The organism is Cupriavidus sp. 10L45 (assembly GCF_056395225.1).
In genome coordinates this window covers 248901-269380 of the sequence record NZ_JBFTJC010000010.1, presented here as the reverse complement: position 1 = coordinate 269380, position 20480 = coordinate 248901, and the positions used below count along the sequence as shown (strand labels likewise).

At 67.3% G+C, this 20480-nt stretch carries 19 protein-coding genes; 4 read left to right on the top strand and 15 right to left on the bottom strand.

All coding sequences use genetic code 11. From position 1 onward, the window contains the following. Window positions 1-15: 15 nt before the first annotated feature. The gene (ppk2, locus tag AC1DFU_RS19575; protein WP_441592340.1) at window positions 16-873 is read right to left on the bottom strand and encodes a polyphosphate kinase 2; all 858 of its coding nucleotides are present in this window, start codon (window positions 871-873) and stop codon (window positions 16-18) included. A gap of 194 nt (window positions 874-1067) precedes the next feature. Here ppk2 and AC1DFU_RS19570 point away from each other — a divergent pair, with 194 nt between their 5' ends. The 4 genes from AC1DFU_RS19570 (at window position 1068) to AC1DFU_RS19555 (ending at window position 5821) form a co-directional block, all read left to right on the top strand. Continuing rightward, window positions 1068-1322 carry an RNA recognition motif domain-containing protein gene (locus AC1DFU_RS19570; RefSeq protein ID WP_092300873.1) on the top strand — a complete coding sequence of 85 codons (255 nt, stop codon included), beginning with the start codon at window positions 1068-1070 and terminating at the stop codon, window positions 1320-1322. A gap of 132 nt (window positions 1323-1454) precedes the next feature. Further along, a complete protein-coding gene (loiP, locus tag AC1DFU_RS19565; RefSeq protein WP_092300876.1) occupies window positions 1455-2216 on the top strand; it encodes a metalloprotease LoiP in 762 nt (253 codons plus the stop codon). Window positions 2217-2487: 271 nt separating this feature from the next. After that, the gene (aspT, locus tag AC1DFU_RS19560; RefSeq protein ID WP_092300879.1) at window positions 2488-4173 is read left to right on the top strand and encodes an aspartate-alanine antiporter; all 1686 of its coding nucleotides are present in this window, start codon (window positions 2488-2490) and stop codon (window positions 4171-4173) included. A gap of 19 nt (window positions 4174-4192) precedes the next feature. Beyond that, window positions 4193-5821, top strand: coding sequence for a bifunctional aspartate transaminase/aspartate 4-decarboxylase (locus tag AC1DFU_RS19555; RefSeq protein WP_092300882.1), 1629 nt, complete (start codon window positions 4193-4195; stop codon window positions 5819-5821). 97 nt (window positions 5822-5918) lie between these two features. Here AC1DFU_RS19555 and AC1DFU_RS19550 read toward each other — a convergent pair whose 3' ends face one another. The 14 genes from AC1DFU_RS19550 to AC1DFU_RS19485 all read right to left on the bottom strand — a co-directional run bounded on the left by AC1DFU_RS19550 (window position 5919) and on the right by AC1DFU_RS19485 (window position 20477). Beyond that, window positions 5919-6293, bottom strand: a complete 375-nt coding sequence (locus AC1DFU_RS19550) for a hypothetical protein (protein ID WP_092300885.1) — start codon at window positions 6291-6293, stop codon at window positions 5919-5921. Between the two features lie 10 nt (window positions 6294-6303). Beyond that, window positions 6304-7311 (bottom strand): M35 family metalloendopeptidase, encoded by a 1008-nt coding sequence (locus AC1DFU_RS19545; RefSeq protein ID WP_477159871.1) that lies wholly within the window; start codon window positions 7309-7311, stop codon window positions 6304-6306. Beyond that, window positions 7308-8015, bottom strand: coding sequence for a hypothetical protein (locus AC1DFU_RS19540; protein ID WP_441592335.1), 708 nt, complete (start codon window positions 8013-8015; stop codon window positions 7308-7310). The genes AC1DFU_RS19545 and AC1DFU_RS19540 overlap by 4 nt, the downstream gene beginning before the upstream one ends. Window positions 8016-8222: 207 nt before the next feature. Then, complete coding sequence (hutG, locus tag AC1DFU_RS19535) at window positions 8223-9038, bottom strand: N-formylglutamate deformylase (protein WP_092300894.1); 816 nt, start codon at window positions 9036-9038, stop codon at window positions 8223-8225. A 27-nt stretch (window positions 9039-9065) separates the two neighbouring features. Then, window positions 9066-10472: a formimidoylglutamate deiminase gene (locus tag AC1DFU_RS19530; RefSeq protein ID WP_092300897.1), complete on the bottom strand. Its 1407-nt coding sequence runs from the start codon at window positions 10470-10472 to the stop codon at window positions 9066-9068. Then, the gene (gene hutI, locus AC1DFU_RS19525; RefSeq protein ID WP_092300900.1) at window positions 10469-11722 is read right to left on the bottom strand and encodes an imidazolonepropionase; all 1254 of its coding nucleotides are present in this window, start codon (window positions 11720-11722) and stop codon (window positions 10469-10471) included. The genes AC1DFU_RS19530 and hutI overlap by 4 nt, the downstream gene beginning before the upstream one ends. After that, complete coding sequence (locus AC1DFU_RS19520) at window positions 11719-12324, bottom strand: HutD/Ves family protein (RefSeq protein ID WP_441592332.1); 606 nt, start codon at window positions 12322-12324, stop codon at window positions 11719-11721. The genes hutI and AC1DFU_RS19520 overlap by 4 nt, the downstream gene beginning before the upstream one ends. 32 nt (window positions 12325-12356) lie before the next feature. Further along, entirely contained in the window at window positions 12357-14051 is a 1695-nt protein-coding gene (gene hutU, locus AC1DFU_RS19515) for a urocanate hydratase (RefSeq protein WP_092300903.1), read from the bottom strand. A gap of 57 nt (window positions 14052-14108) precedes the next feature. Beyond that, a complete protein-coding gene (hutH, locus tag AC1DFU_RS19510; protein ID WP_441592331.1) occupies window positions 14109-15671 on the bottom strand; it encodes a histidine ammonia-lyase in 1563 nt (520 codons plus the stop codon). 145 nt (window positions 15672-15816) lie between these two features. Beyond that, window positions 15817-16590, bottom strand: coding sequence for a histidine utilization repressor (hutC, locus tag AC1DFU_RS19505; protein WP_092300906.1), 774 nt, complete (start codon window positions 16588-16590; stop codon window positions 15817-15819). Window positions 16591-16595: 5 nt separating this feature from the next. After that, complete coding sequence (locus tag AC1DFU_RS19500; RefSeq protein WP_441592329.1) at window positions 16596-17375, bottom strand: ABC transporter ATP-binding protein; 780 nt, start codon at window positions 17373-17375, stop codon at window positions 16596-16598. Continuing rightward, complete coding sequence (locus tag AC1DFU_RS19495; RefSeq protein ID WP_092301058.1) at window positions 17372-18217, bottom strand: ABC transporter permease; 846 nt, start codon at window positions 18215-18217, stop codon at window positions 17372-17374. Before AC1DFU_RS19495 ends, AC1DFU_RS19500 begins: the two co-directional genes overlap by 4 nt. A 52-nt stretch (window positions 18218-18269) precedes the next feature. Continuing rightward, a complete protein-coding gene (locus AC1DFU_RS19490) occupies window positions 18270-19232 on the bottom strand; it encodes an ABC transporter substrate-binding protein (protein WP_092300912.1) in 963 nt (320 codons plus the stop codon). 216 nt (window positions 19233-19448) lie between these two features. Then, the gene (locus AC1DFU_RS19485; protein WP_441592326.1) at window positions 19449-20477 is read right to left on the bottom strand and encodes an NAD-dependent epimerase/dehydratase family protein; all 1029 of its coding nucleotides are present in this window, start codon (window positions 20475-20477) and stop codon (window positions 19449-19451) included. Window positions 20478-20480: the final 3 nt, after the last annotated feature.

The following is a 20480-nucleotide window of genomic DNA, read 5'->3' as shown; positions in this document are numbered from 1 at the left end:
GTATCGTCAATATCGTCAGTACCGCGTGGCGATATGGCGGAACGGGTGGTCCGACTCGCGGTAGCCGCCGCGCTTCTGGCGCTCGGGCAGCTTGGGCGGCTTGCGCGCCGGCGCCTGGTACGGAATCCGATCCAGCAGGTCGCTGATGATGTTCAGGCGCGCGCGCCGCTTGTCGTTCGAATCGGCCACGTACCAGGGCGTGTCGGGGGTGTCCGTGGCGGCGAACATGGCGTCGCGCGCACGCGAATAGTCGTACCAGCGGCTGTAGGACTTCAGGTCCATGCCGGTCAGCTTCCAGGTCTTGCGGCCATCGTGGATGCGCGCCTGGAGCCGCCGGGTCTGCTCGGCCTGGCTCACTTCGAGCCAGTACTTGATCAGGATCACGCCGGAGGCGACGATGGCGCGCTCCACCAGCGGCACGGAGCGCAGGAAGCTCTCCACGTCGTCCGGCGTGCAGAAACCCATCACGCGCTCCACGCCGGCGCGGTTGTACCAGCTGCGGTCGAAGATGACGATCTCGCCGGCGGCCGGCAGGTGCGGCAGGTAGCGCTGCACGTACATCTGGCTCTTCTCGCGGTCGGTCGGGGCGGGCAGTGCCACCACGCGGAAGATGCGCGGGCTCACGCGCTCGGTCAGCGCCTTGATCGTGCCGCCCTTGCCGGCGCCGTCGCGCCCCTCGAAGACGATGCAGATCTTGCTGCCGCTCTGCACCACCCATTGCTGGAGCTTGACCAGCTCCACATGGAGTTCGCGCAGCGCCGCGAGATAGTCCTTGTTCGACATGCGCGCGCCCGCCTCCGGGGGCGGCGGCGGGGGAGACGGGTACGAGTCGTCCGGCGCGCGGTCCTTGCTCTTCTTCGATGACTTGCTCATGCACGGCCCTCCTCTGGCAGGGGAGAAACAGGGAGCGTTCCGCTTACAGTGTGGTGGCTTTGCCGGGCGGAGGCAAAGGGAAACAGATTGGCCTTTGGGCCCGCCCCGGTTGCCGCGCGCGGCGCGTGGGGCTAAGGTTCGATTGCGGGCACCGCCGACCCGCCATTCACCCGGTTCCGCCAGGAGGCGCGATCATGGCCCTATTCATGCTGACCAACGTACCGGACGGCACCACCGACGAGGAACTGCTCGCCTTCCTCGGCAAGTACGGCATTCCGGCGCCGGACGAGATCGAGCATATCGAGGGCGACGGCTCGCGCCCCTCGGTCATGCTGACCTTCCACGCAGTGGATGCGGACGCGCTCCAGCTGCTGCGCCCGCGCATCCACGACATGTACTGGAAGAACAAGCGGCTGTCCGTGATGGTGCTGCACGAGCGGTTTACCTGAGCCACCCGCCGTCAGCCATGTCGGACGAACTCCACTAGCCAGCCCCCCGCCGGCTTGCCTATCCTTTCCCTGCGCCGCATCCCCCGTGGATGTTGTCTGCATGCCATGACATTTGACGACTCAGGGAAGACTATGAACCGCTTCACCGCCCCCGCCGCATCGGCCAGCGCGGCCCTTGGCTGCGCGCTGCTGCTCGCCGGCTGCGCCGGTGCCGACATGAACAGCCTGACGCAGGCCGGCGGCAGCCTGTTCACCGCCGCCACGCTCTCCGACATGAGCGTCAAGCAACTCTCCGACCAGTCCTGCGCCGAGATGGACAAGAAGAACACGCTCGCCCCGGCCGACAGCCCCTACACCAAGCGGCTGGCCACGGTCATGAGTGGCCTGCAGAACACCGGCCTGCCGCTGGACGCCAAGGTCTACGTGACCAAGGACGTCAACGCCTGGGCCATGGCCAACGGCTGCGTGCGCGTCTACAGCGGGCTGATGGACATGATGAGCGACGACGAGGTCCGCGGCGTGCTCGGCCACGAGGTCGGCCACGTGGCGCTCGGCCACACCAAGTCGGCCATGCAGGTGGCCTACACCACCGCCGCCGCGCGCGGGCTGCTCGGCGCCACCGGCAACGCCACGCTGACCGCGCTGTCCTCGTCGCAACTGGCCGCCATCGGCGAGCAGTTCGTCAACGCGCAGTTCTCCCAGCGCCAGGAAAGCGCCGCCGACGACTACTCGTTCGACCTGCTGACCAGGAATGGCGCCAATCGCCAGGCGCTGGTCACCGCGTTCCAGAAGATGGCCACGCTCGATGGCGGCCAGTCCAGCATGCTCAGCTCGCACCCGGGCTCGGCCCAGCGCGCCCAGCATATCCAGGAGCGGCTTGCCAGCGGCAAGTAATGATTTGCGACGCCGGCGCCACCCCCGGCGCGGCGTCCGATTCGTCACATTCCTCCAATGCGTTTAATACGCATCCAAAACAATTCAGTACGGGCTGAATAACGCCACGCGGATAATCCTTCACGTCTGCCGCCCCCGGCAGGCGTCCGACGAGGAGCCCCCGCCGCGCCATGGATTTCACCCGCCCTCCCAGTTCGCCTCCCGCTGCGTCACACACCCCCTGCCGTTCCCCGTCAAAACTTTGACCCTGTGTCGCGTTTCAGGAGGTCCCATGGATTGGTTGCACACCATCTTCCAGAAGTCACCCGAGTCGGCGCTGTTCCTGTCGCTGGCGGTCGGGTACGCCATCGGCAAGATCACGTTCGGCAAGTTCCAGCTGGGTGGCGTGGCCGGCTCATTGCTGGCGGCCGTGATCATCAGCCAGGTGGGCGTGGAGATCGACAACGGCGTGAAGGCCGTGATGTTCGCGGTCTTCATCTACGCGGTGGGCTATGAAAGCGGCCCGCAGTTCTTCAACTCGCTGAACCGCAGTTCGCTGCGCGAGATCGCCATGGCGGTGTTCATGGCCGTGGCGGGGCTGGTCACGGTGGTGGTGCTGGCCAAGATCTTCCACCTCGACAAGGGCATCGCGGCGGGGCTGGCGGCGGGCGGCATGACCCAGTCGGCCATCATCGGCACGGCCGGGGACGCCATCACCAAGCTCGGCCTGCCGCCGGACCAGGTGAAGATCATGCAGGCCAACGTCGCCATCGGCTACGCGGTGACCTATGTGTTCGGCTCGCTCGGCGCGATCATCGTCTGCGTGAACATCCTGCCCCGCTTCATGGGCAGCGACCTGAAGACTGACTCGAAGAAGGTGGAGGCGTCCATGCACGGCGGCCTGCCGCAGTTCGGGCCGGGCCAGGCCGGCGCGCTGCCCCGGCTGGTGGGCCGGCTGTTCCGCGTGGGCGGGGCGGCGGGCAAGACCGTGGCCCAGATCGAGATGGGCGGCGAGGACCTCGTCACGGTGGAGAAGATCCAGCGCGGCGGCAAGGCGCTCGAGTTCAAGCAGGACACGGTGCTGAACGAGGGCGACGTCGTGCTGCTGGTGGGCCGTCGCGACGCCATGGTGCCCACGGCGCTCCAGATCGGCGAGGAAATTGCCGATGCGGAAGGCATGGGCATGGTCATGCAGACCCGCCGCGCGGTGTTCACGGCCACCGGCATGAACAACAAGCCGCTGGGCGAGATCGTGGCCGGCGTGGAGCGCGAGATGCGGCACGGCGTGTACCTGGAACGCATCGAGCGCTACGACCACGCGCTGCCGATCCTGCCTGACCTGAAGCTCCAGCACGGCGACATCATCACCTTCTACGGCACCCCGGCGGACACCAGGCGCGCCGCCGAGCGCGCCGGCTACGAGCTGGTGCCGAGCGAGAAGACCGATTTCGTCTACTTCGGCACCGGCGTGCTGGTGGGCCTGCTGATCGGCCTGCTGGTAGTGCGCATCGGCGATATCCCGCTTACGCTGGGCTCGGGCGGCGGCGCGCTGCTGTCCGGCCTGGTGTTCGGCTGGGCGCGGTCCAAGCATCCGATGTACGGCGCCATGCCGACGGCCGCGTGCCAGCTGCTGAAGGACTTCGGCCTGGCCGCCTTCGTGGCCATCGTCGGTATCAACTCGGGCCTGCAGGCCGTGCACACACTGCGCGACAGTGGCGTGACCATCTTCCTGCTCGGCGCCGTGGTCACCCTGCTGCCGCTGTTCCTGACCATGCTGTTCGGCCGCTACGTGCTGCGCTACGACAACGCCGCGCTGCTGGCCGGCGCGCTGTCTGGCTCGCGCAGCGCCAACCCCGCCTTCGGCGGCATCCTCGACAAGGCGGAGAGCCCGGTGCCCACCGTGCCGTTCGCCATCACCTACGCGCTGGCCAACGTGCTGCTGACCCTGCTGGGTCCGCTCGTGGTCGGACTGGTCTGATTTCCTGAAGGAGCGATTGATGAGCAAACCGGATCTTGCAAAACTCTCCAGCCTGTCGCCGTTCGAACTCAAGGACGAACTGATCCAGCTGGCCAGCGGCGACGCCAACCGCCTGATGCTCAACGCCGGGCGCGGCAATCCGAACTTCCTGGCCACCGTGCCACGCCATGGCTTCTGGCAGCTTGGGCTGTTCGCGATGCGCGAGTCGGAGCGGTCGTTCTCGTACATGCCCGAGGGCGTGGGCGGCTTTCCGCGGCGGGATGGCATCGAGGAGCGTTTCGACCTCTTCGCCCGCGAATTCGAGAACGTGCCCGGCGTGAAGTTTCTGGCCGGCGCGGTGTCCTACGTGCGCGACCAGCTCGGCCTGAACGCCGGGGATTTCCTGTACGAGATGTGCGAAGGCATCCTGGCCTGCAACTACCCGGTGCCGGACCGCATGCTGAAGCTGTCCGAGGTCGTCGTCGGCCAGTACATCCGCAAGGAGATGATCGGCGACCATCCGTTCATCGGCGAGTTCGACCTGTTCGCGGTGGAAGGCGGCACGGCCGCCATGACCTACCTGTTCAACTCGTTCCGCGAGAACCACCTGATCAAGGCCGGCGACACCATCGCGCTGGGCATGCCGATCTTCACGCCCTATATCGAGATCCCCGAGCTGAACGACTATCAGCTCGTGGAGCTGATGGTCGATGCCGACCCGAAGGCGGGCTGGCAGTACTCCAAGCAGGAGTTGGACAAGCTGCGCGACCCCAAGGTCAAGGCCTTCTTCCTGGTCAACCCGAGCAACCCGCCGTCCGTGCGGATGAGCGACGAGAGCCTGGAGTACCTGGCCTCCATCGTCGAATCCCGCCCGGACCTGATCATCCTCACCGATGACGTGTACGGCACGTTTGCCGATAACTTCGTCTCGCTGTTCGCGCTCTGCCCGCGCAACACCATCCTGGTGTACTCGTTCTCGAAGTATTTCGGCGCCACAGGCTGGCGGCTGGGCGTGATTGCCACGCACCGCGAGAACATCTTCGACGAGCAGCTGGCCAAGCTGCCGGAGGCGCAGCGCAAGGCACTGCACAAGCGCTACAACTCCATCACCACCACGCCGGACCAGCTCAAGTTCATCGACCGCATCGTGGCGGACAGCCGTACCGTGGCCCTGAACCACACGGCAGGGCTCTCCACGCCGCAGCAGGTGCAGATGGTGCTGTTCTCGCTGTTCTCGCTGATGGACACGCCGGACGCCTACAAGCAGGCGATGAAGCGGCTCATCCGCAACCGCAAGGCCGCCCTGTTCCGCGAGATCGGCATCGCGCCGGAGAACGCGGACGACCCGAATGCGGTGGATTACTACACCCTGCTCGACATCGAGCAACTGGGCGGCAAGGCCATCGGGCCGGAGTTCGTGAAGTGGGTGCTGGGCTCGGCCGAGCCGGTGGAACTGCTGTTCCGCCTGGCCGAGGAAGCCGGCGTGGTCCTGCTGCCCGGCCGGGGCTTCGGCACGCAGCACCCGTCCGGCCGGGTATCGCTGGCGAACCTGAACGAGTCCGACTACGTGAAGATCGGCCGCTCGATCCGGAAACTGTTCGAGGAATATGTCGAACGGTACAACGAGGCGACCGGCAACAAGGCCGATGCGAAGGTGACGAAGAAGTAAGCGGCGGGGCAGGTTGAACCGCCTGCCCTCTCCCCCGCCCCTCTCCCGAAGGGCGAGGGGAGAAAACCGTCGGCATTCAAGCGCCGCTGGCGCCCAATTACTCGCGCAGCGCTCCGCAGCATCGATTCGGGCACCCCGGCCCAAATTCGATGGCGACAGAGGAATCGGTGGCGCCGCTGTAGTCCCGCCCTGTCGGATTCAGGCGCACCGTCGCCCCGCCGTAGACGATGGTCTTCGGCTCCTCGCCCATGCTGACAAGGAAATCCTTTATCCAGTCGGCGCGCCGCTCCGCAATGGCCTCGGATGCTCCCCGTTCCTTTACATAGCTCACCAGGATGAACAGATCGCGTTTTGGGTAGCTGCGCTGCAGCTCCGCAACCCAGGCACCTAGCCTGCCAGCCTCCGCACCGGCTAACTGATCGGCCTCGGTGGAAAACCTCGCGTTGAACTGCTCGCCCGGCTTGCATGCCATTGCGATGGCGCTACCGCATACCAACGCCAAAGCTATCAGGGATCGGGCCATGTACGACAACATACCCCGCCACGTTGTCTGCGTTCGTGATGCATGCGGGATGCCTGGCGCGCGCAAGCGCGATGGCATTCCAGAGGAAATAGTGATGATCCTCGGTATCCATGGTGTCGTGGAAATGTGAGACCTCATGTGCCAAGGTGAGGAGTTGAGAGTCTTTGCGGTCATGGTCATCCGGCATCTCGCAGAAATTCAATGCTATGGCAATCGTATGGGTCTTGACGTCCGGTTTGCAAACAGCCGCAACGACGCCGCGCTTTTCTGCGTCCGGCTTGGAAACACAGCCAACAAACTCAAGCGCCGAAGGCKAGTACCGTACGAAATTGGCCGGCCGCAAGCGCCTGAATACGGCCAGCATCCGGCCCAACCCACTGCTCAGCGTCTCGCGTGTCCGGCTATCCGTAACGCCAAACCACGTTTGAACATTGCGTCTGGCTTCGGCATCCCAGCGGCGCAATTCCGCCAGTCGTGCCTCGGTGCGAGCCACGAGAATCGCGCATAGATCCATCGCGAGCGCGGCGAAGGCGTCATTGGTCATGTTCGGGCAGATCAGCGTGGGATGATCTGCCAGCGCCGTCGCGGTGTCCCTATGGCTGGCTTTGTGACGGCTTGCATCTACCCATTGCGAAGGAGACAGGACCGTCGGCGCGGTAGCACCAGTATTCCCGCTGACCACCTCAGTGGACATCGTGCGTTGCGAGGCAAAAACACGCGGCTTCTCCTTGCATTGACAGAAGACCCGGGCGCCCTCGACGAGCACGGCTTTTCCGTTCTCGTACCATCGCGGGTCGCAGTCGTTATAGACGGGACCGCCAGCCTTGCAGGCGGGGCAGCTCGCATAGTCTCCTTCCAACGCAATGCGCTTCCCCATATTGGTCGACGGGCTGCTGGCGGACTGATAACCGCCTGTTCCAGTCTTGTCACCTTCCCCGATCAAGTAACGCGTATCGGCCGATGTCATGATGGGCACGCCTCCTCATTCTGGGCGTCGAAGAACACGCCGATGGGGACGAAATGCCATGCGCCGGCTTCCGGATCATAAATCGCGCACTGGTTCGCCTTGTGCGACAGATCCACGGTGCCTTCCATGCAAGCAATGGCGCGCCCGACGGCCTGCGCCCTTGCCGGGTGAGGCAGGCTCAGGAACGGCGCGTGGGATTCCGCGTGCGCGAAGAGTCCTGCAGCGTCTCGAAGGCTTTGATATCCCTTGAGGTCATGATCCGTGAGGTTGATATCGACGGCACTGACGTTGTGGGAATCAATGTCCCAGGATTGTTCCGCCGAGAGCGTCACGATACTGCCCGCACGCCGTCTGACGAGTCGCCCGTCGTGAGCCCCGAAACCGCAATGAAGGGAAATATGGAGTTTGCCGCCGTTGGTGTGGATCAGTTCGCGCGGGTCGAAACGAGCGGCGTGCACGACGTGATACGGCTCGCCGGGTTGCGAGATGTATGCCGCAGACAGATAGGCATCGAACGGCGACAGAAAAACCGTCAGGGCATTGCCAGGACGCCCATGATAGGTCTCGTCGATGGCCTCGCAGGAGGCCCGGACGAAGTCCGGTTGAGCGCGCTGCGGGCAGTACGTGACGAGCACGTAGAGAGGTGGATCCGTATGCAGGATGTGCCCGCATGGCCTTGCATTCGGCGCGTCGTTTTGCTTCACCTTACGTCTCCCTTCCTGGCAAAAGCCAAAAGGCTGACGCAATGCGATCACCAACGTCTATAGCAATTCTCTTGAATGCGACGCGATCAATGAAATCGCTCGGGGCCACTTCCTAATTGCAATGGGAATGCAATTGTCCCCGAGCAATAGCGGCCTGAGTCAGGCGCCCTTCCCCCAACAGCGGAAGAGGGTCAGCGCCTCAAACCCTCAGCGCGCTTCCACAAACCCCAGCACCGTCTCCAGCATCTGCCGGATGGCCGGCTGGATGGCGCCGGCCTTCGACGGGTCGTAGGCGAACGGGTAGACCTCTTCCATGTACGACGACTGCGTCAGCTCGAGCTGGATCGCGTGCACGCCGTTGGCCGGGTTGCCGTACTGGCGCGTGATGTAGCCGCCCTTGAAGCGGCCATTGAGCACGGCGGTGTGCGCCGGCACCGCGCTGGCAATCGCCAGCACATCGTCCGCCAGGCCCTTGTCGCAGCTCGCGCCATCCGCCGAACCGAGGTTGAAGTCGGTCAGCTTGCCGTCGAAGAAGCGCGGCAGCACCGAGCGGATCGAGTGGGCGTCCCACAGCGCGATGGTGCCGTGTTCGGCCTTCAGGCGCTTCAGTTCTTCCTGCAGGGCGGCGTGGTACGGATGCCAGATCGCGTCGCGGCGCTGGGCGATCTCGGCGTCGTCCGGGCCCTTCGATCCATCGGCGTAGACCGGCGTCTTGTCGAAGGTGTCGACCGGGCACAGGCCCGTGGTGTCCTGGCCCGGGTACAGGTTGGCGTTATCGGGCGGGCGGTTCAGGTCCACCACGTAGCGCGAATGGGTGGCCATCAGCACGGAGGCGCCCAGCTCGCGCGCGAATTCATAGAGCCGGTCCATGTGCCAGTCGGTATCGGGCACGGTGCGCGCCTCGGCCGTGAGGCGGGCGGCCAGCGGCGCGGGCAGGTACGTGCCGACGTGCGGCATCGACACCAGCAGCGGGCGCGTGCCGCGATGCAGGGTGAAAGCGGGGGTATCGGTGGTGAAGGACATCGTGATGTAGGGGGCTGCTTCAGGAGATCAGTCGGCCAGCAGGCCGGCGCGCGTGGCGGCGAACAACCGGGCCGCTTCCGTTTGTTGCGGATGCGAACCCTGCTGCACCCGGCGGATGCCGGCGGTGCGGACTTCCGCTAGTGTCTCATGCCCGTGGCTGGCGAACACGTGGGTCGCCAGCGCGCGCGGGCCGTCCAGCCCCGCCAGCGTGGCGTGGGCGCCGTCCAGCACGAGGAAATCGGCCTGCTGGCCCACCGCCAGCCCGGCCACGTTACGCGCCGCCGCGCGGGCGCCGCCGGCCACGGCTTCGAGCCAGAGCCGGTCCGCCACCTGGGCATGCTGCGCCGAAGCCAGCACATTGCGCCGTTGCAGGCCCAGCCGCTGGCCGTATTCGAAGGTTCGTAGTTCTTCAGCCACACTCACGCTCGCGTGGCTGTCCGAACCGATGCCCCACGCGCCCTGCTGGGCGAGGTAGGGCGCGGCATCGAACACGCCATCGCCGAGGTTGGCCTCGGTGGTCGGGCAGATGCCGGCCACCGCGCCGCTGTGGGCCAGCCGCCGGCGCTCGTCCCAATCCATATGCGTGGCGTGGATCAGGCACCAGCGCGCATCGACGGGCGCGTGATCGAGCAGCCACTCCACCGGCCGCACGCCGCACCACGCGAGGCAGTCATCGACCTCCTTCTGTTGTTCGGCGATATGGATGTGCACCGGCGCGGTGGCGTCCATCGCATGCAGCCCGGCCACGGCGCGCGCCAGGCTCTCCGGCGGCACCGCGCGCAGCGAGTGCGGCGCCAGCCCGAGCCGCGCGCCGTGCTCGGCGCAGGCCGGGGCGAGGTCGGCGAGCAGCGCCAGCATGGCATCGGTGTCGTGCAGGAAGCGCCGCTGGTCCGCCTGCGCCGGCTTGCCGCCGAAACCGGCGGTCTGGTACAGCACCGGCAGCAGCGTCATGCCGATGCCGGCCCGGTGCGCCGCGCGCAGCAGCCGCAGCGACATCTCGGCGGGCGTGGCGTACGGCTGGCCCTCCGGATCATGATGGACGTAATGGAATTCGCAGACGCTGGTATAGCCGGCGCGCAGCATCTCTATATAGAGCTGGGTGGCGATGGCCTCCAGCGCGTCCGGCGAGAGCCGCAGCGCGAAGCGGTACATCAGCGTGCGCCAGCTCCAGAACGAGTCGCCGCCGGCCGGGTCTTCGTCCGCCGTGATGCTGCGGTACTCGGTCAGCCCGGCAAAGCCGCGCTGGAATGCGTGCGAGTGGAGGTTGGGCATGCCCGGCAGCACCGGGCCCGCCGCGTGTTCGTCCCCCGGGGCGGCGGTGGCGTCGGGCGTGACCTCGGTCAGCCTGCCCTGCGCGTCCCAGCCCAGGCGGACGTTGCGCGCCCAGCCTTCGGGCAGCAGGGCGGACGGTGCGAAGAGATGGCCCGCGCTCATGGCGTGCCCCCCACGCTAGCCCCAGTCGGATAGATACGTCCCTGCCGCACCACTGCCGCGCAGGGATTGCGGCCGAACCAGTAGGCCAGCTCGGCCGGCGTGGCCACCTGCCACAGCACGAAGTCCGCCGCTCGCCCGGCGGCGAGCGTGCCATGCCGGTCCGCCGCGCCCAGCGCGTGCGCCGCGTGGGTGGTCACCCCGGCCAGCACCTCGGGCACGGTCATGCGGAACAGCGTGCAGGCCATGTTCATCATCAGCAGCAGCGAGGTGGTCGGCGAGGTGCCCGGGTTATGGTCGGTCGCCAGCGCAATCCGCACGCCGTGCTCGCGCAGCAGCGCCAGCGGCGGCAGGTGGGTATCGCGCAGGAAGTAGTAGGCGCCCGGCAGCAGCACGGCCACGGTGCCGGCGGCGGCCATGGCGCGTACGCCGGCCTCGTCCAGATGTTCGAGATGGTCGGCGGACAGCGCGTGGAAGCTCGCCGCCAGCGCCGCGCCGCCGAGGTTGCTGAGTTGCTCGGCATGGAGCTTGACGGGCAGGCCGTGCCGCGTGGCGGCCTCGAACACGCGCGTGGTCTGCGCGGGCGAGAAGCCGATGCCCTCGCAGAACGCATCCACGGCATCGACCAGCCCTTCCCCGGCCAGCGCCGGCAGCATGGTGTCGCAGACCAGATCGATATAGTCGTCCGCCCGGCCCACGTACTCGGGTGGCAGCGCGTGCGCACCCAGGAAGGTGGTGTGGACGGTGACGCCGAAGGCCGTGCCGAGCCGGCGCGCCACGCGCAACTGCTTGCGCTCGGCGTCCAGCGAGAGTCCATAGCCGGACTTGATTTCGATGGCGGTCACGCCTTCGGCCAGCAGCGGCTGCAGCCGCGCCGCGGCCTGGGCGAACAGCGTGTCCTCGTCGGCCTCGCGCGTGGCGCGCACCGTGGAGACGATGCCGCCACCGGCCCGGGCAATCTCCTCGTAGCTGGCGCCGGCCAGCCGCATCGCGAACTCGTCGGCGCGCTGGCCGCCATAAACCAGATGGGTATGGCAATCGACCAGACCGGGGGTGATCCAGGCGCCCCCGGCGTCGTGGCGCGGCAGGTGGAGATAACTGTCCGGCAGCGCCGCGTGCGCGCCGATCCAGACGATGCGGCCATCGGCCACGACGATAGCGCCATCGCGGAGCGCCGTGTCCTGCCCGGGCTCGGGCAGCAGGTGGCAGTGGTGCCAGACGCCATCGGCAGACGGCGCGTGGGAAATCGTCATTGAGCAGGCTCCATTTGCAGCAACACGCGCAGGCACAGCGCGGAGATTTCGGCCGGTGCCAACGCCAGCCGGCCCGGCGCAGCGCCTGCCGACACCAGCAGGCCCTCGCCATCCCGTAGCGTCAGGCCATCGGCACCGCGCCATTCGCCCCGGATCACGAACACCATCACGGCGTCGTTGCCGGTTTCCACGTCGAACGGCTGGCGCTGCAGGGTCACGTCGGCGTGGCACACCCCGCGCCGGGACATCACGTTGAAGTCGCGCGTCGGGCCCTCCACCAGCGTGGCGTGCACGGCCGTGTCGCCGGCAAACCCGAACGGCTCGCCGATGGCCGTGAGCCGGTGGCAGAACGAGTCGTCGTGGGCCTGCAGATGCACGCCGGCGCCGTCCAGCAGCGCGATCTGGCGGTCAATGCCGGGGAAGGCCGAGAACGGCCCGTCGGCGACGATGTCCGCCACGCTTACGCGCCACGCGAAGGCGTCCATGCCCGCGCCCGGCGGCCACACGGCGATCTCGCGCGTGGTACCGCCGCCGTTCTTCCACGGCGTGGGGGCGATGGCGTCGAGGGCAAACCGCACCACACCCGGCTCCAGTTCCTTCATGCTCGCTTCCAACCTTTCAAGCGTTCAACCCTTCAACCCTTCACCATCGGCAGGTCCAGGCCCTTCTCCTGGGCGCAGGCGATGGCGCTCTCGTAACCGGCATCGGCATGGCGCATGACGCCCGTGGCCGGATCATTCCAGAGTACACGTTCGATGCGCTTCGCGGCAGCGTCGGTGCCATCGCAGACGATGACGACCCCGGCATGCTGCGAGAAGCCCATGCCCACGCCGCCGCCATGGTGCAGGCTGACCCAGGTGGCGCCGCCGGCGGTATTCAGCAGTGCGTTGAGCAGCGGCCAGTCTGACACGGCATCGGAACCGTCGCGCATGGCCTCGGTCTCCCGGTTCGGCGAGGCCACCGAGCCGCAGTCGAGGTGATCGCGCCCAATCACGATGGGCGCCTTGAGTTCGCCCGACTTCACCATCTCGTTGAACGCCAGCCCGGCGCGGTGGCGCTCGTCCAGCCCCACCCAGCAGATCCGCGACGGCAGGCCCTGGAAGGCAATGCGGTCACGCGCCATGTCCAGCCAGCGGTGCAGGTGCTTGTCCTCGGGGAACAGCTCCTTCATCTTGGCGTCGGTCTTGTAGATGTCTTCCGGGTCGCCCGAGAGCGCCACCCAGCGGAACGGCCCCTTGCCGCGGCAGAACAGCGGGCGGATATACGCCGGCACGAAGCCCGGGAAATCGAACGCGTTCTTCACGCCTTCGTCGAACGCCACCTGGCGGATGTTGTTGCCGTAGTCCAGCGTCGGCACGCCCATCGCCTTGAAGGCCAGCATCGCCTTCACATGCTTGACGATGGACGCGCGCGCGGCGGCTTCCACCGCCTTCGGGTCGCGCTGGCGCAGGTCTTCCCACTGCGCCACGGTCCAGCCCTCGGGCAGGTAGCCGTTGACGAGGTCATGGGCCGAGGTCTGGTCAGTGACGATGTCCGGCCGCATGCCGCCGGCCTGGGCGCGACGCGCCAGCTCCGGCACGATCTCGGCGGCGTTGCCGAGCAGGCCGACCGAGATGGCCTCCTTCTTCGCGGTGGCGTCGGCGATCATGGCCAGCGCCTCGTCCAGCGTAGTGGCCTTCTTGTCCACATAGCGCGTGCGCAGCCGGAAGTCGATGCGCGATTCCTCGCACTCGATGGCCAGCACGCAGGCTCCGGCCAGCACCCCGGCCAGCGGCTGCGCGCCGCCCATGCCGCCCAGCCCGGCCGTCAGGATCCATTTGCCGGCGAGGTCGCCGCCGAAGTGCTGGTTGCCGGCCTCGACAAAGGTCTCGAAGGTGCCCTGCACGATGCCCTGCGTGCCGATATAGATCCACGAGCCGGCCGTCATCTGGCCGTACATCATCAGTCCGGCGCGGTCCAGCTCGTTGAACTTGTCCCAGTTGGCCCAGTGCGGCACGAGGTTGGAGTTGGCGATCAGCACGCGCGGCGCGTCCGGGTGCGTGCGGAAAATGCCCACCGGCTTGCCCGACTGCACCAGCAGCGATTCGTCCTCGCCCAGGCGGCGCAGGCTGTCCAGGATGGCGTCGAAGCATTCCCAGTTGCGCGCGGCCTTGCCGATGCCGCCGTAGACCACCAGGTCCTGCGGGCGCTCGGCCACATCGGGGTCGAGGTTGTTCTGGATCATCCGGTAGGCAGCTTCGATCAGCCAGTTCTTGCAATGCAACTGGCTGCCGTGCGGCGCGCGGATCTCGCGCTGGCCGCGCTGGAATTGGTGTTCGTTAGCGTTCATGGTCGGGGGGCTCCGTTGGGAGATTCGAATTTGTCAGATGGGGGTCAGAGGCTGAAATCAGCTGGCATTCGTCGGCAGGATCGCGCGCACGGCCTCGGGCCAGCCGGCCCCGGCATCGCCCTGCACGACCCATTGCTTCATGGCCTCGATGTCGGGCGCGAGGTAGCGGTCGCCCTCGACAAAGTCCACGCGGGCGCGGATGCGTGCCAGTTCCTGCTCCACCAGCGGCGACGACTTCAGCGGCCGATGGAATTCGATGCCCTGCGCGGCGGCCATCGCCTCGATGCCGACGATCACCGCTGTATTGGCCGCCATCTCGCCGAGCCGGCGCGCGCCGTAGGTGGCCATCGACACATGGTCTTCCTGGTTGGCGGAGGTCGGCAGGCTGTCCACGCTGGACGGATGCGAGAGCGACTTGTTCTCGGAGGCGAGTGCCGCCGCCGTCACCTGCGCGATCATGAAACCGGAGTGCAGGCCGCCATCGCGCACCAGGAACGGCGGCAGGCCGGACAGCCCGGTATCGAGCAGCAGCGCCAGCCGGCGTTCGGAAATCGCGCCAATCTCGGCGATGGCCAGCGCGAGGATGTCGGCGGCGAAGGCCACCGGCTCGGCGTGGAAGTTGCCGCCCGAGACCACGTCGCCCTGTTCGGGGAAGACCAGCGGGTTGTCGGACGCCGCGTTGGCCTCGATGCGCAGGATGCGCGCGGCATGAGTCAGGTTGTCCAGGCAGGCGCCCATCACCTGCGGCTGGCAGCGGATCGAGTACGGGTCCTGCACGCGACCGCAGCCCTTGTGGGAATCGACGATCTCGCTGCCGTCGAGCATCGCCCGCACCGCGCCGGCCACCTCGATCTGGCCGACCTGGCCCCGCGCGGCGTGAATGCGCGCATCGAACGGCTTGACCGAGCCCTTGATGGCTTCGAGCGAGAGCGCCCCGGCCACCAATCCGGCCGCGAAGGCGTCTTCGGCGGCGAACAGGCCGGCCAGCGCCAGCGCGGTGGAGACCTGCGTGCCGTTCAGCAGCGCCAGCCCTTCCTTGGGGCCGAGCGCGAAGGTCTCCAGCCCGGCGTGGGCCAGCCCCTGCGCCGCCGGCACGCGGCGGCTATCTATATAGACATCGCCCACGCCGATCAGCGTGCACGACATATGGGCCAACGGGGCGAGGTCGCCGCTGGCGCCCACCGAGCCCTTGGCCGGGATACACGGCGTCACGCCGTGGTTGGCCAGCGCCAGCAGCGCCTCGATCACGGCCGGGCGCACGCCCGAATGGCCGCGCGCGAGGCTGATGGCCTTCATCGCCAGGATCAGGCGCACGGTGTCCGCCGCGAGGTCCGGGCCGGTGCCCACGCTGTGGGAGAGCACGAGGTTGCGTTGCAGCTCGGCCAGCTTGTCATGCGGAATGCGCGACTGGGCCAGCTTGCCGAAGCCGGTGTTGATGCCGTAGACGACGGCGTCGGCGTCGATGATGTCCTGCACGGTGGCCTGCGCCGCGCGCACGCCGGCCCAGGCCGCGTCCGCCATCACCAGGCGCACTTCGCCCCGGTAGATGCGGCGCAGGTCGGCCAGGGTGACGTGGCCGGGGTCCAGCGTCAGGTCGGGGCGGGAATCGGGAGTGGTCATGTGCTGCATCGTCCTGTTGGATCTTTGGGGATCTTTTGAGAATCGGCTCAACCGCGTTCTAAAATCAGTTGTATGAGCCTGTCTATACAGGTTAGTCGAAAATGGGGGCCGAAGGCCAGTACTAACTGGCCCCAGCTACTCAGTTTTAGCCGAAGGCCGGATTGCCGTCGGCGCGGAAGCGGCTGCCGAGGCGATAGCGGTTGCCCGGATGCAGGCAGCGCACGAACGTGACCGGCACGCCACTCGTCCAGGTGCGCCGCGTCAGGAGCAGGCACGGTTGGGTCGGCGGCATTTCCAGTTGCGCGGCCTGCTCGGGGGTAGCGGCAATCGCATCGACCACGTGTTCCACCTGGTCGTAAGGCACGTTGCGCAGCAGGTATTCGCCCGGCTGCGTATCGCGGAAATCCTGGGTGATGAAGTCCGGCGCCACGCGCGGATTGACGTAGCGGTCTTCCAGCTGCACCGGGACGCCGTCCTCGCGATGCACGCAGACCGAGTGATAGACCGACTCGCCGGTGCGCAGCTCGAGCGCCGCCGCCACCTCGATCGACGCCGAGACGCGCTCCACCAGGATCACATCGCACGCATAGTCATGGCCGCGCATGCGGATCTCGTCCTGCAAGTTGACCACGGAGAGCAGCGTCGATTGCGGCTTGTGCTCCGCCACGAAGGTGCCCACGCCGGCCACGCGCACCACCCTGCCCTGCTCGGACAGCTCGCGCAGCGCCCGGTTGACGGTCATGCGCGACACCGAGAACCGGGTCACCAGCTCCTGCTCCGACGGCACGCGGTCGCCCGGCTGCCATGCGCCGCTCTGGATCTGGCGGGCGATGTACTCCTTCACCTGCTGATAGAGCGCGGAGGGCGCCGAAGGCGTGGAGGGGTTGGTCGGGATGGGGCCGGCAGCGGGGTGATTCATGGCGGTCAGTGCTCGGCCGCGGCCATGGCCTCGGCACGAATTTCCTCGGTCAGCCGCGCCTTCAGCGCGGAGAACTCGGGCGAAGTCTTGATCGTGTAATGGCGCGGATGGGGGAAATCCACCGCGATCTCGCTCTTGATCCGACCCGGTCTGGCGGAAAACACCGCCACGCGGTTGGCCATGAAGATGGCCTCGTCGATATCGTGCGTGACGAATAATACCGTTTTGCGCGCGGACTCCCAGATGCCGAGCAGCAGCTCCTGCATCAGCACGCGGGTCTGGTTGTCCAGCGCGCCGAAGGGCTCGTCGAGCAGCAGGATCTTGGGGTCGTTGGCCAGCGCCCGCGCAATCGCCGTGCGCTGCTGCATGCCGCCCGAGAGCTGCTTCGGGTAGTGGTGCTCGAAGCCGCGCAGCCCCACGCGGGCCATGAAATAGTCGCTCCGCTCCTTCTGGTTCGCCGCGCTCATGCCGCGCTCACGCAAGCCGAAGCGCACGTTCTGCTCGATGGTCAGCCACGGAAAGAGCGTGTACGACTGGAACACCATGCCGCGATCGGCGCCCGGCCCGGCCACCGGCTGGCCGTCGAGCAGCACGCGCCCGCCCGAGGGCGTGTCCAGCCCTGCCACGATGCGCAGCAGCGTGGACTTGCCGCAGCCTGACGGGCCAAGGATGGTGACGAAGTCGTTGTCGCGCACATCGAAGTCCACCGGCAGCAGCGCCTGGGTGACGCCACCGCGCGGATTCGAAAAAGTACGAGAAACCTGCTGGATCGACAGCGCGCTCATTTGATCGAACTCCACGGAAACAGGCGCTGGTTGGCCAGCTTGAAGACGAGGTCGGACACCAGCCCGATGCAGCCGATAACGATGATCCCGAAGATGATCTGCCCGGTGTTGAGCAGCGCCTGGCTGTCCGTGATCATGTGGCCGATGCCGGACGACGAGCCGATCAGCTCCGCCACGATCACATAGGTCCAGGCCCAGCCCAGCACCAGCCGCAGGATTTCGGCAATCTCCGGCGCCGCGCCCGGAATCAGCACGCGCCGCACGATGCCGCGCGGCGTGGCGCCGAGCGTGTAGGCGGCCTCCACCAGATCCTTGCGCGCCCCGCCCACCGTCACCGCCACCATCAGCACAATCTGAAAGAACGAGCCGATGAAGATCACCAGCAGCTTCTGCGTCTCGCCGATGCCGGCCCAGAGGATCAGCAGCGGGATAAAGGCCGAGGCCGGCAGGTAGCGGCAGAACGAGACAAAGGGCTCGAAGAACGCTTCCGCCGCCTTGTACGCGCCCATGAAGATGCCGAGCGGTACGGCCAGCACGGCGGCCAGCAAGAAGCCGCCGACCACGCGCCACACCGTCATGCCGATGTCGCCGAGGAAGTTGTATTGCGTGAACAGGACCACGCCTTCGCGCGCCATGGTCAGCGGATCGGCCAGGAAGGTGCGCGGCACGAAGCCGCCCAGCGTGACCGCCGCCCACACCGCGAAGAAGACCGCGAAGAACGACAGGCCGAGCAGCCAGCGCGCGTGGCCGCCCACCGGCACCAGCGGCGACAGCCACGGATGGCGGCGGCGCGCGGCGGCGGTGCTGTCATCGCCGCTTGCACCGTTCGCCGGTGCGGGCATGCGCGCCACGGGCGTGGAAACCTGGGAAATCTGGCTCACGGCGGCCTCCGGCTTACTTGAGGAATCGGGCGTCATAGAGCGTGGTCACGTCCGGCGCCTGGCGGATCACGCCGATATCGAGCAGCACGGCCGCGGCCTCCTTGCTGAAGCTGGCCAGCTCGCCCGCGAAGAAGGTGCGATTGGCGTCCTTGTCCTGCCAGCGCAGGTAGGCCGACGACTTGGCGAACTGCTCGCCGGTCTGCTTGACCGCCGCACCCATGATCTCGTTCGACTTGGCCGGATCCTTGCGAATCATCTCAAGCGCCTCGAAGTAGCTGTCCACCAGCGCCTGGGCGGCCTTGGGATTGTCCTTGAGCCATTTCGGCGCGCAGCCGAGGGTGTCGGTGACCATCGGGTAGTCGAGCGTGGTGGCGAGGATCTTGCCCTTGTCCGGATTGGCGCGCACCGTCGACAGATACGGCTCGTAGGTCATCGCGCCATCGTTCTGCCCGGCCACGAAAGCCTGCGCCGCGGCCTGCGGGGACAGCGTGGTCAGCTTCACGTCCTTGAGCGTCATGCCGTTCTTCTTGAGCATCCACGCCAGGCCGAAGTACGGCGCGGTGCCCGGCGCATCCACGCCAATGGTCTTGCCCTTGAGGTCCGCGAAGGACTTCACATCCCCGCGCACGGCCAGGCCGTCCGCGCCATAAGACTTGTCTAATTGCACGATCTGCGTGATCGGCACGCCGTTGGCATTCCAGGCCACGTGGGTCTCCACCGTGGTGGCCGCGCACTGGATCGCGCCCGAGGCCAGCGCCAGGTGACGGTCCTTCTGCGGAATCATCTTGATATCCACGTCCACGCCGTTCTTCTTGAAGATGCCGGCCTTGTCGGCGAGCGTGAGCGGGGCGAAGCCGGTCCAGCCACTCATGCCGAGCGTCACGGGCGTGTTCTGCGCGTGGGCCGGGACGGCGAGCGTGGTGACGAGGGATGCGAGGGCGATGGCGGCGAGCGTTGCGCGGCGGTGCAGGGTCATGCTGTCGGCTCCTTTGTGGTCGGGCAATGGTGCAATGCCTGTCTATACAAGTCAACGCGGGGTTTGCACTAGGCGAGGCCCTATAAAAGCGCCGAATACGCCTTGAATCGCACCGTTATGGGGTGATTGTGCACAGTCCTGTATAGACAGCAGCACCGCGGCGATAGGGATCGCAAGCGGTGTGCCAGGGGAGCCGCAGGCTGGGTCAGGGCCCAGTCAGGCGTCGAAGAAGTCCGTGACGGTGGGATAGCGCAGCCGCAGCCGCAACTCGCGCTTGAGCCGGCCGTTGTCGAGCCGGCGCGATTCGCTCATGAAGCTCAGCAGTGCCGGTTCGATCACCTCGCGCGCTTGCTCGCGGGTGATGCGCGGGGGCCGGGGCAGGCCACGGCGGTCTGCCACGAGGTCGAAGTAATCGGCCATGCGCAGCTCGGTGTCGTCGCTGGCGTGCACCACGCGCTGGGGCCGGCCGCGCCAGAGCGCCGCGATCATGGTGCGGGCGAGGTCGTCGGCGTGGATATGGCTGGTGTAGACGTCGTCCTGCGACGCCAGCGCCGGCGTGCCCTTGTGCAGGCGGGCTACAGGCAGGCGGTCCGCCGCGTAGATGCCGGGAATGCGGACGATGCTGGCGCGCCAGCCTGCGTCGCGCCCGAACTGGCGCACGGCGGACTCGGCCGCCACGCGGCGGCGCGCCCGGGGCGTCTTCGGCCGCACGGTGTCGAATTCCTGGACGCGGGCGCCGCCCCGATCGCCATAGACGCCAGTCGTGCTGGCATAGACAAAGGCTCCGGCGGACTGATGCCGGGCCGCCGCCTCAAACGCGCGGTGCCAGCCTCGCTCGGGTAGAATGGCGGCCTCGCTGGCGGCGTGGGCAGCCATGCGCCCCGACCGGGCGCGGCGCCATGCCGTACGGCGCAACGCAGCCAGCAAGGCACGTGTGCGCGGATCGCCATTCCCCTGCGCGGGCGGCGGGGCCAGGTCGATGACCCGGTCCGCCAGTCCACGCAGCCTTGCCAGCGTGGCAGGCCGGTCCAGATCGGCCACCAGCGGCACCGCGCCCGCGGCGCGCAACTCGGCCCGCCGGGCAGGCTGCGACGTCACGGCGAACACGCGCATGCGCGTCGCCAGCAGGCGCAGCACCCGCGAACCGACATCACCGCAGCCGACGATCAGCAGGCGCGGACGGCCCAGGCGGCGACCCGCCCGGGAGTAAGACAATGCCGCATGCGGCGACAGAATTTGGCTCATAGA

Coding starts and splice junctions, on each gene's coding strand:
- hutI (WP_092300900.1), bottom strand. CDS start 11,722: ATGACGATTTCCCACGCGCCGTCTGCCGATGGCGTCTGGCACCACTGC.
- hutH (WP_441592331.1), bottom strand. CDS start 15,671: ATGACCACTCCCGATTCCCGCCCCGACCTGACGCTGGACCCCGGCCAC.
- AC1DFU_RS19530 (WP_092300897.1), bottom strand. CDS start 10,472: ATGAGCGCGGGCCATCTCTTCGCACCGTCCGCCCTGCTGCCCGAAGGC.
- AC1DFU_RS19490 (WP_092300912.1), bottom strand. CDS start 19,232: ATGACCCTGCACCGCCGCGCAACGCTCGCCGCCATCGCCCTCGCATCC.
- AC1DFU_RS19500 (WP_441592329.1), bottom strand. CDS start 17,375: ATGAGCGCGCTGTCGATCCAGCAGGTTTCTCGTACTTTTTCGAATCCG.
- hutU (WP_092300903.1), bottom strand. CDS start 14,051: ATGAACGCTAACGAACACCAATTCCAGCGCGGCCAGCGCGAGATCCGC.
- AC1DFU_RS19495 (WP_092301058.1), bottom strand. CDS start 18,217: ATGCCCGCACCGGCGAACGGTGCAAGCGGCGATGACAGCACCGCCGCC.
- AC1DFU_RS19555 (WP_092300882.1), top strand. CDS start 4,193: ATGAGCAAACCGGATCTTGCAAAACTCTCCAGCCTGTCGCCGTTCGAA.
- AC1DFU_RS19550 (WP_092300885.1), bottom strand. CDS start 6,293: ATGGCATGCAAGCCGGGCGAGCAGTTCAACGCGAGGTTTTCCACCGAG.
- AC1DFU_RS19520 (WP_441592332.1), bottom strand. CDS start 12,324: ATGAAGGAACTGGAGCCGGGTGTGGTGCGGTTTGCCCTCGACGCCATC.
- hutC (WP_092300906.1), bottom strand. CDS start 16,590: ATGAATCACCCCGCTGCCGGCCCCATCCCGACCAACCCCTCCACGCCT.
- AC1DFU_RS19485 (WP_441592326.1), bottom strand. CDS start 20,477: ATGAGCCAAATTCTGTCGCCGCATGCGGCATTGTCTTACTCCCGGGCG.
- loiP (WP_092300876.1), top strand. CDS start 1,455: ATGAACCGCTTCACCGCCCCCGCCGCATCGGCCAGCGCGGCCCTTGGC.
- ppk2 (WP_441592340.1), bottom strand. CDS start 873: ATGAGCAAGTCATCGAAGAAGAGCAAGGACCGCGCGCCGGACGACTCG.
- hutG (WP_092300894.1), bottom strand. CDS start 9,038: ATGTCCTTCACCACCGATACCCCCGCTTTCACCCTGCATCGCGGCACG.
- AC1DFU_RS19570 (WP_092300873.1), top strand. CDS start 1,068: ATGGCCCTATTCATGCTGACCAACGTACCGGACGGCACCACCGACGAG.
- aspT (WP_092300879.1), top strand. CDS start 2,488: ATGGATTGGTTGCACACCATCTTCCAGAAGTCACCCGAGTCGGCGCTG.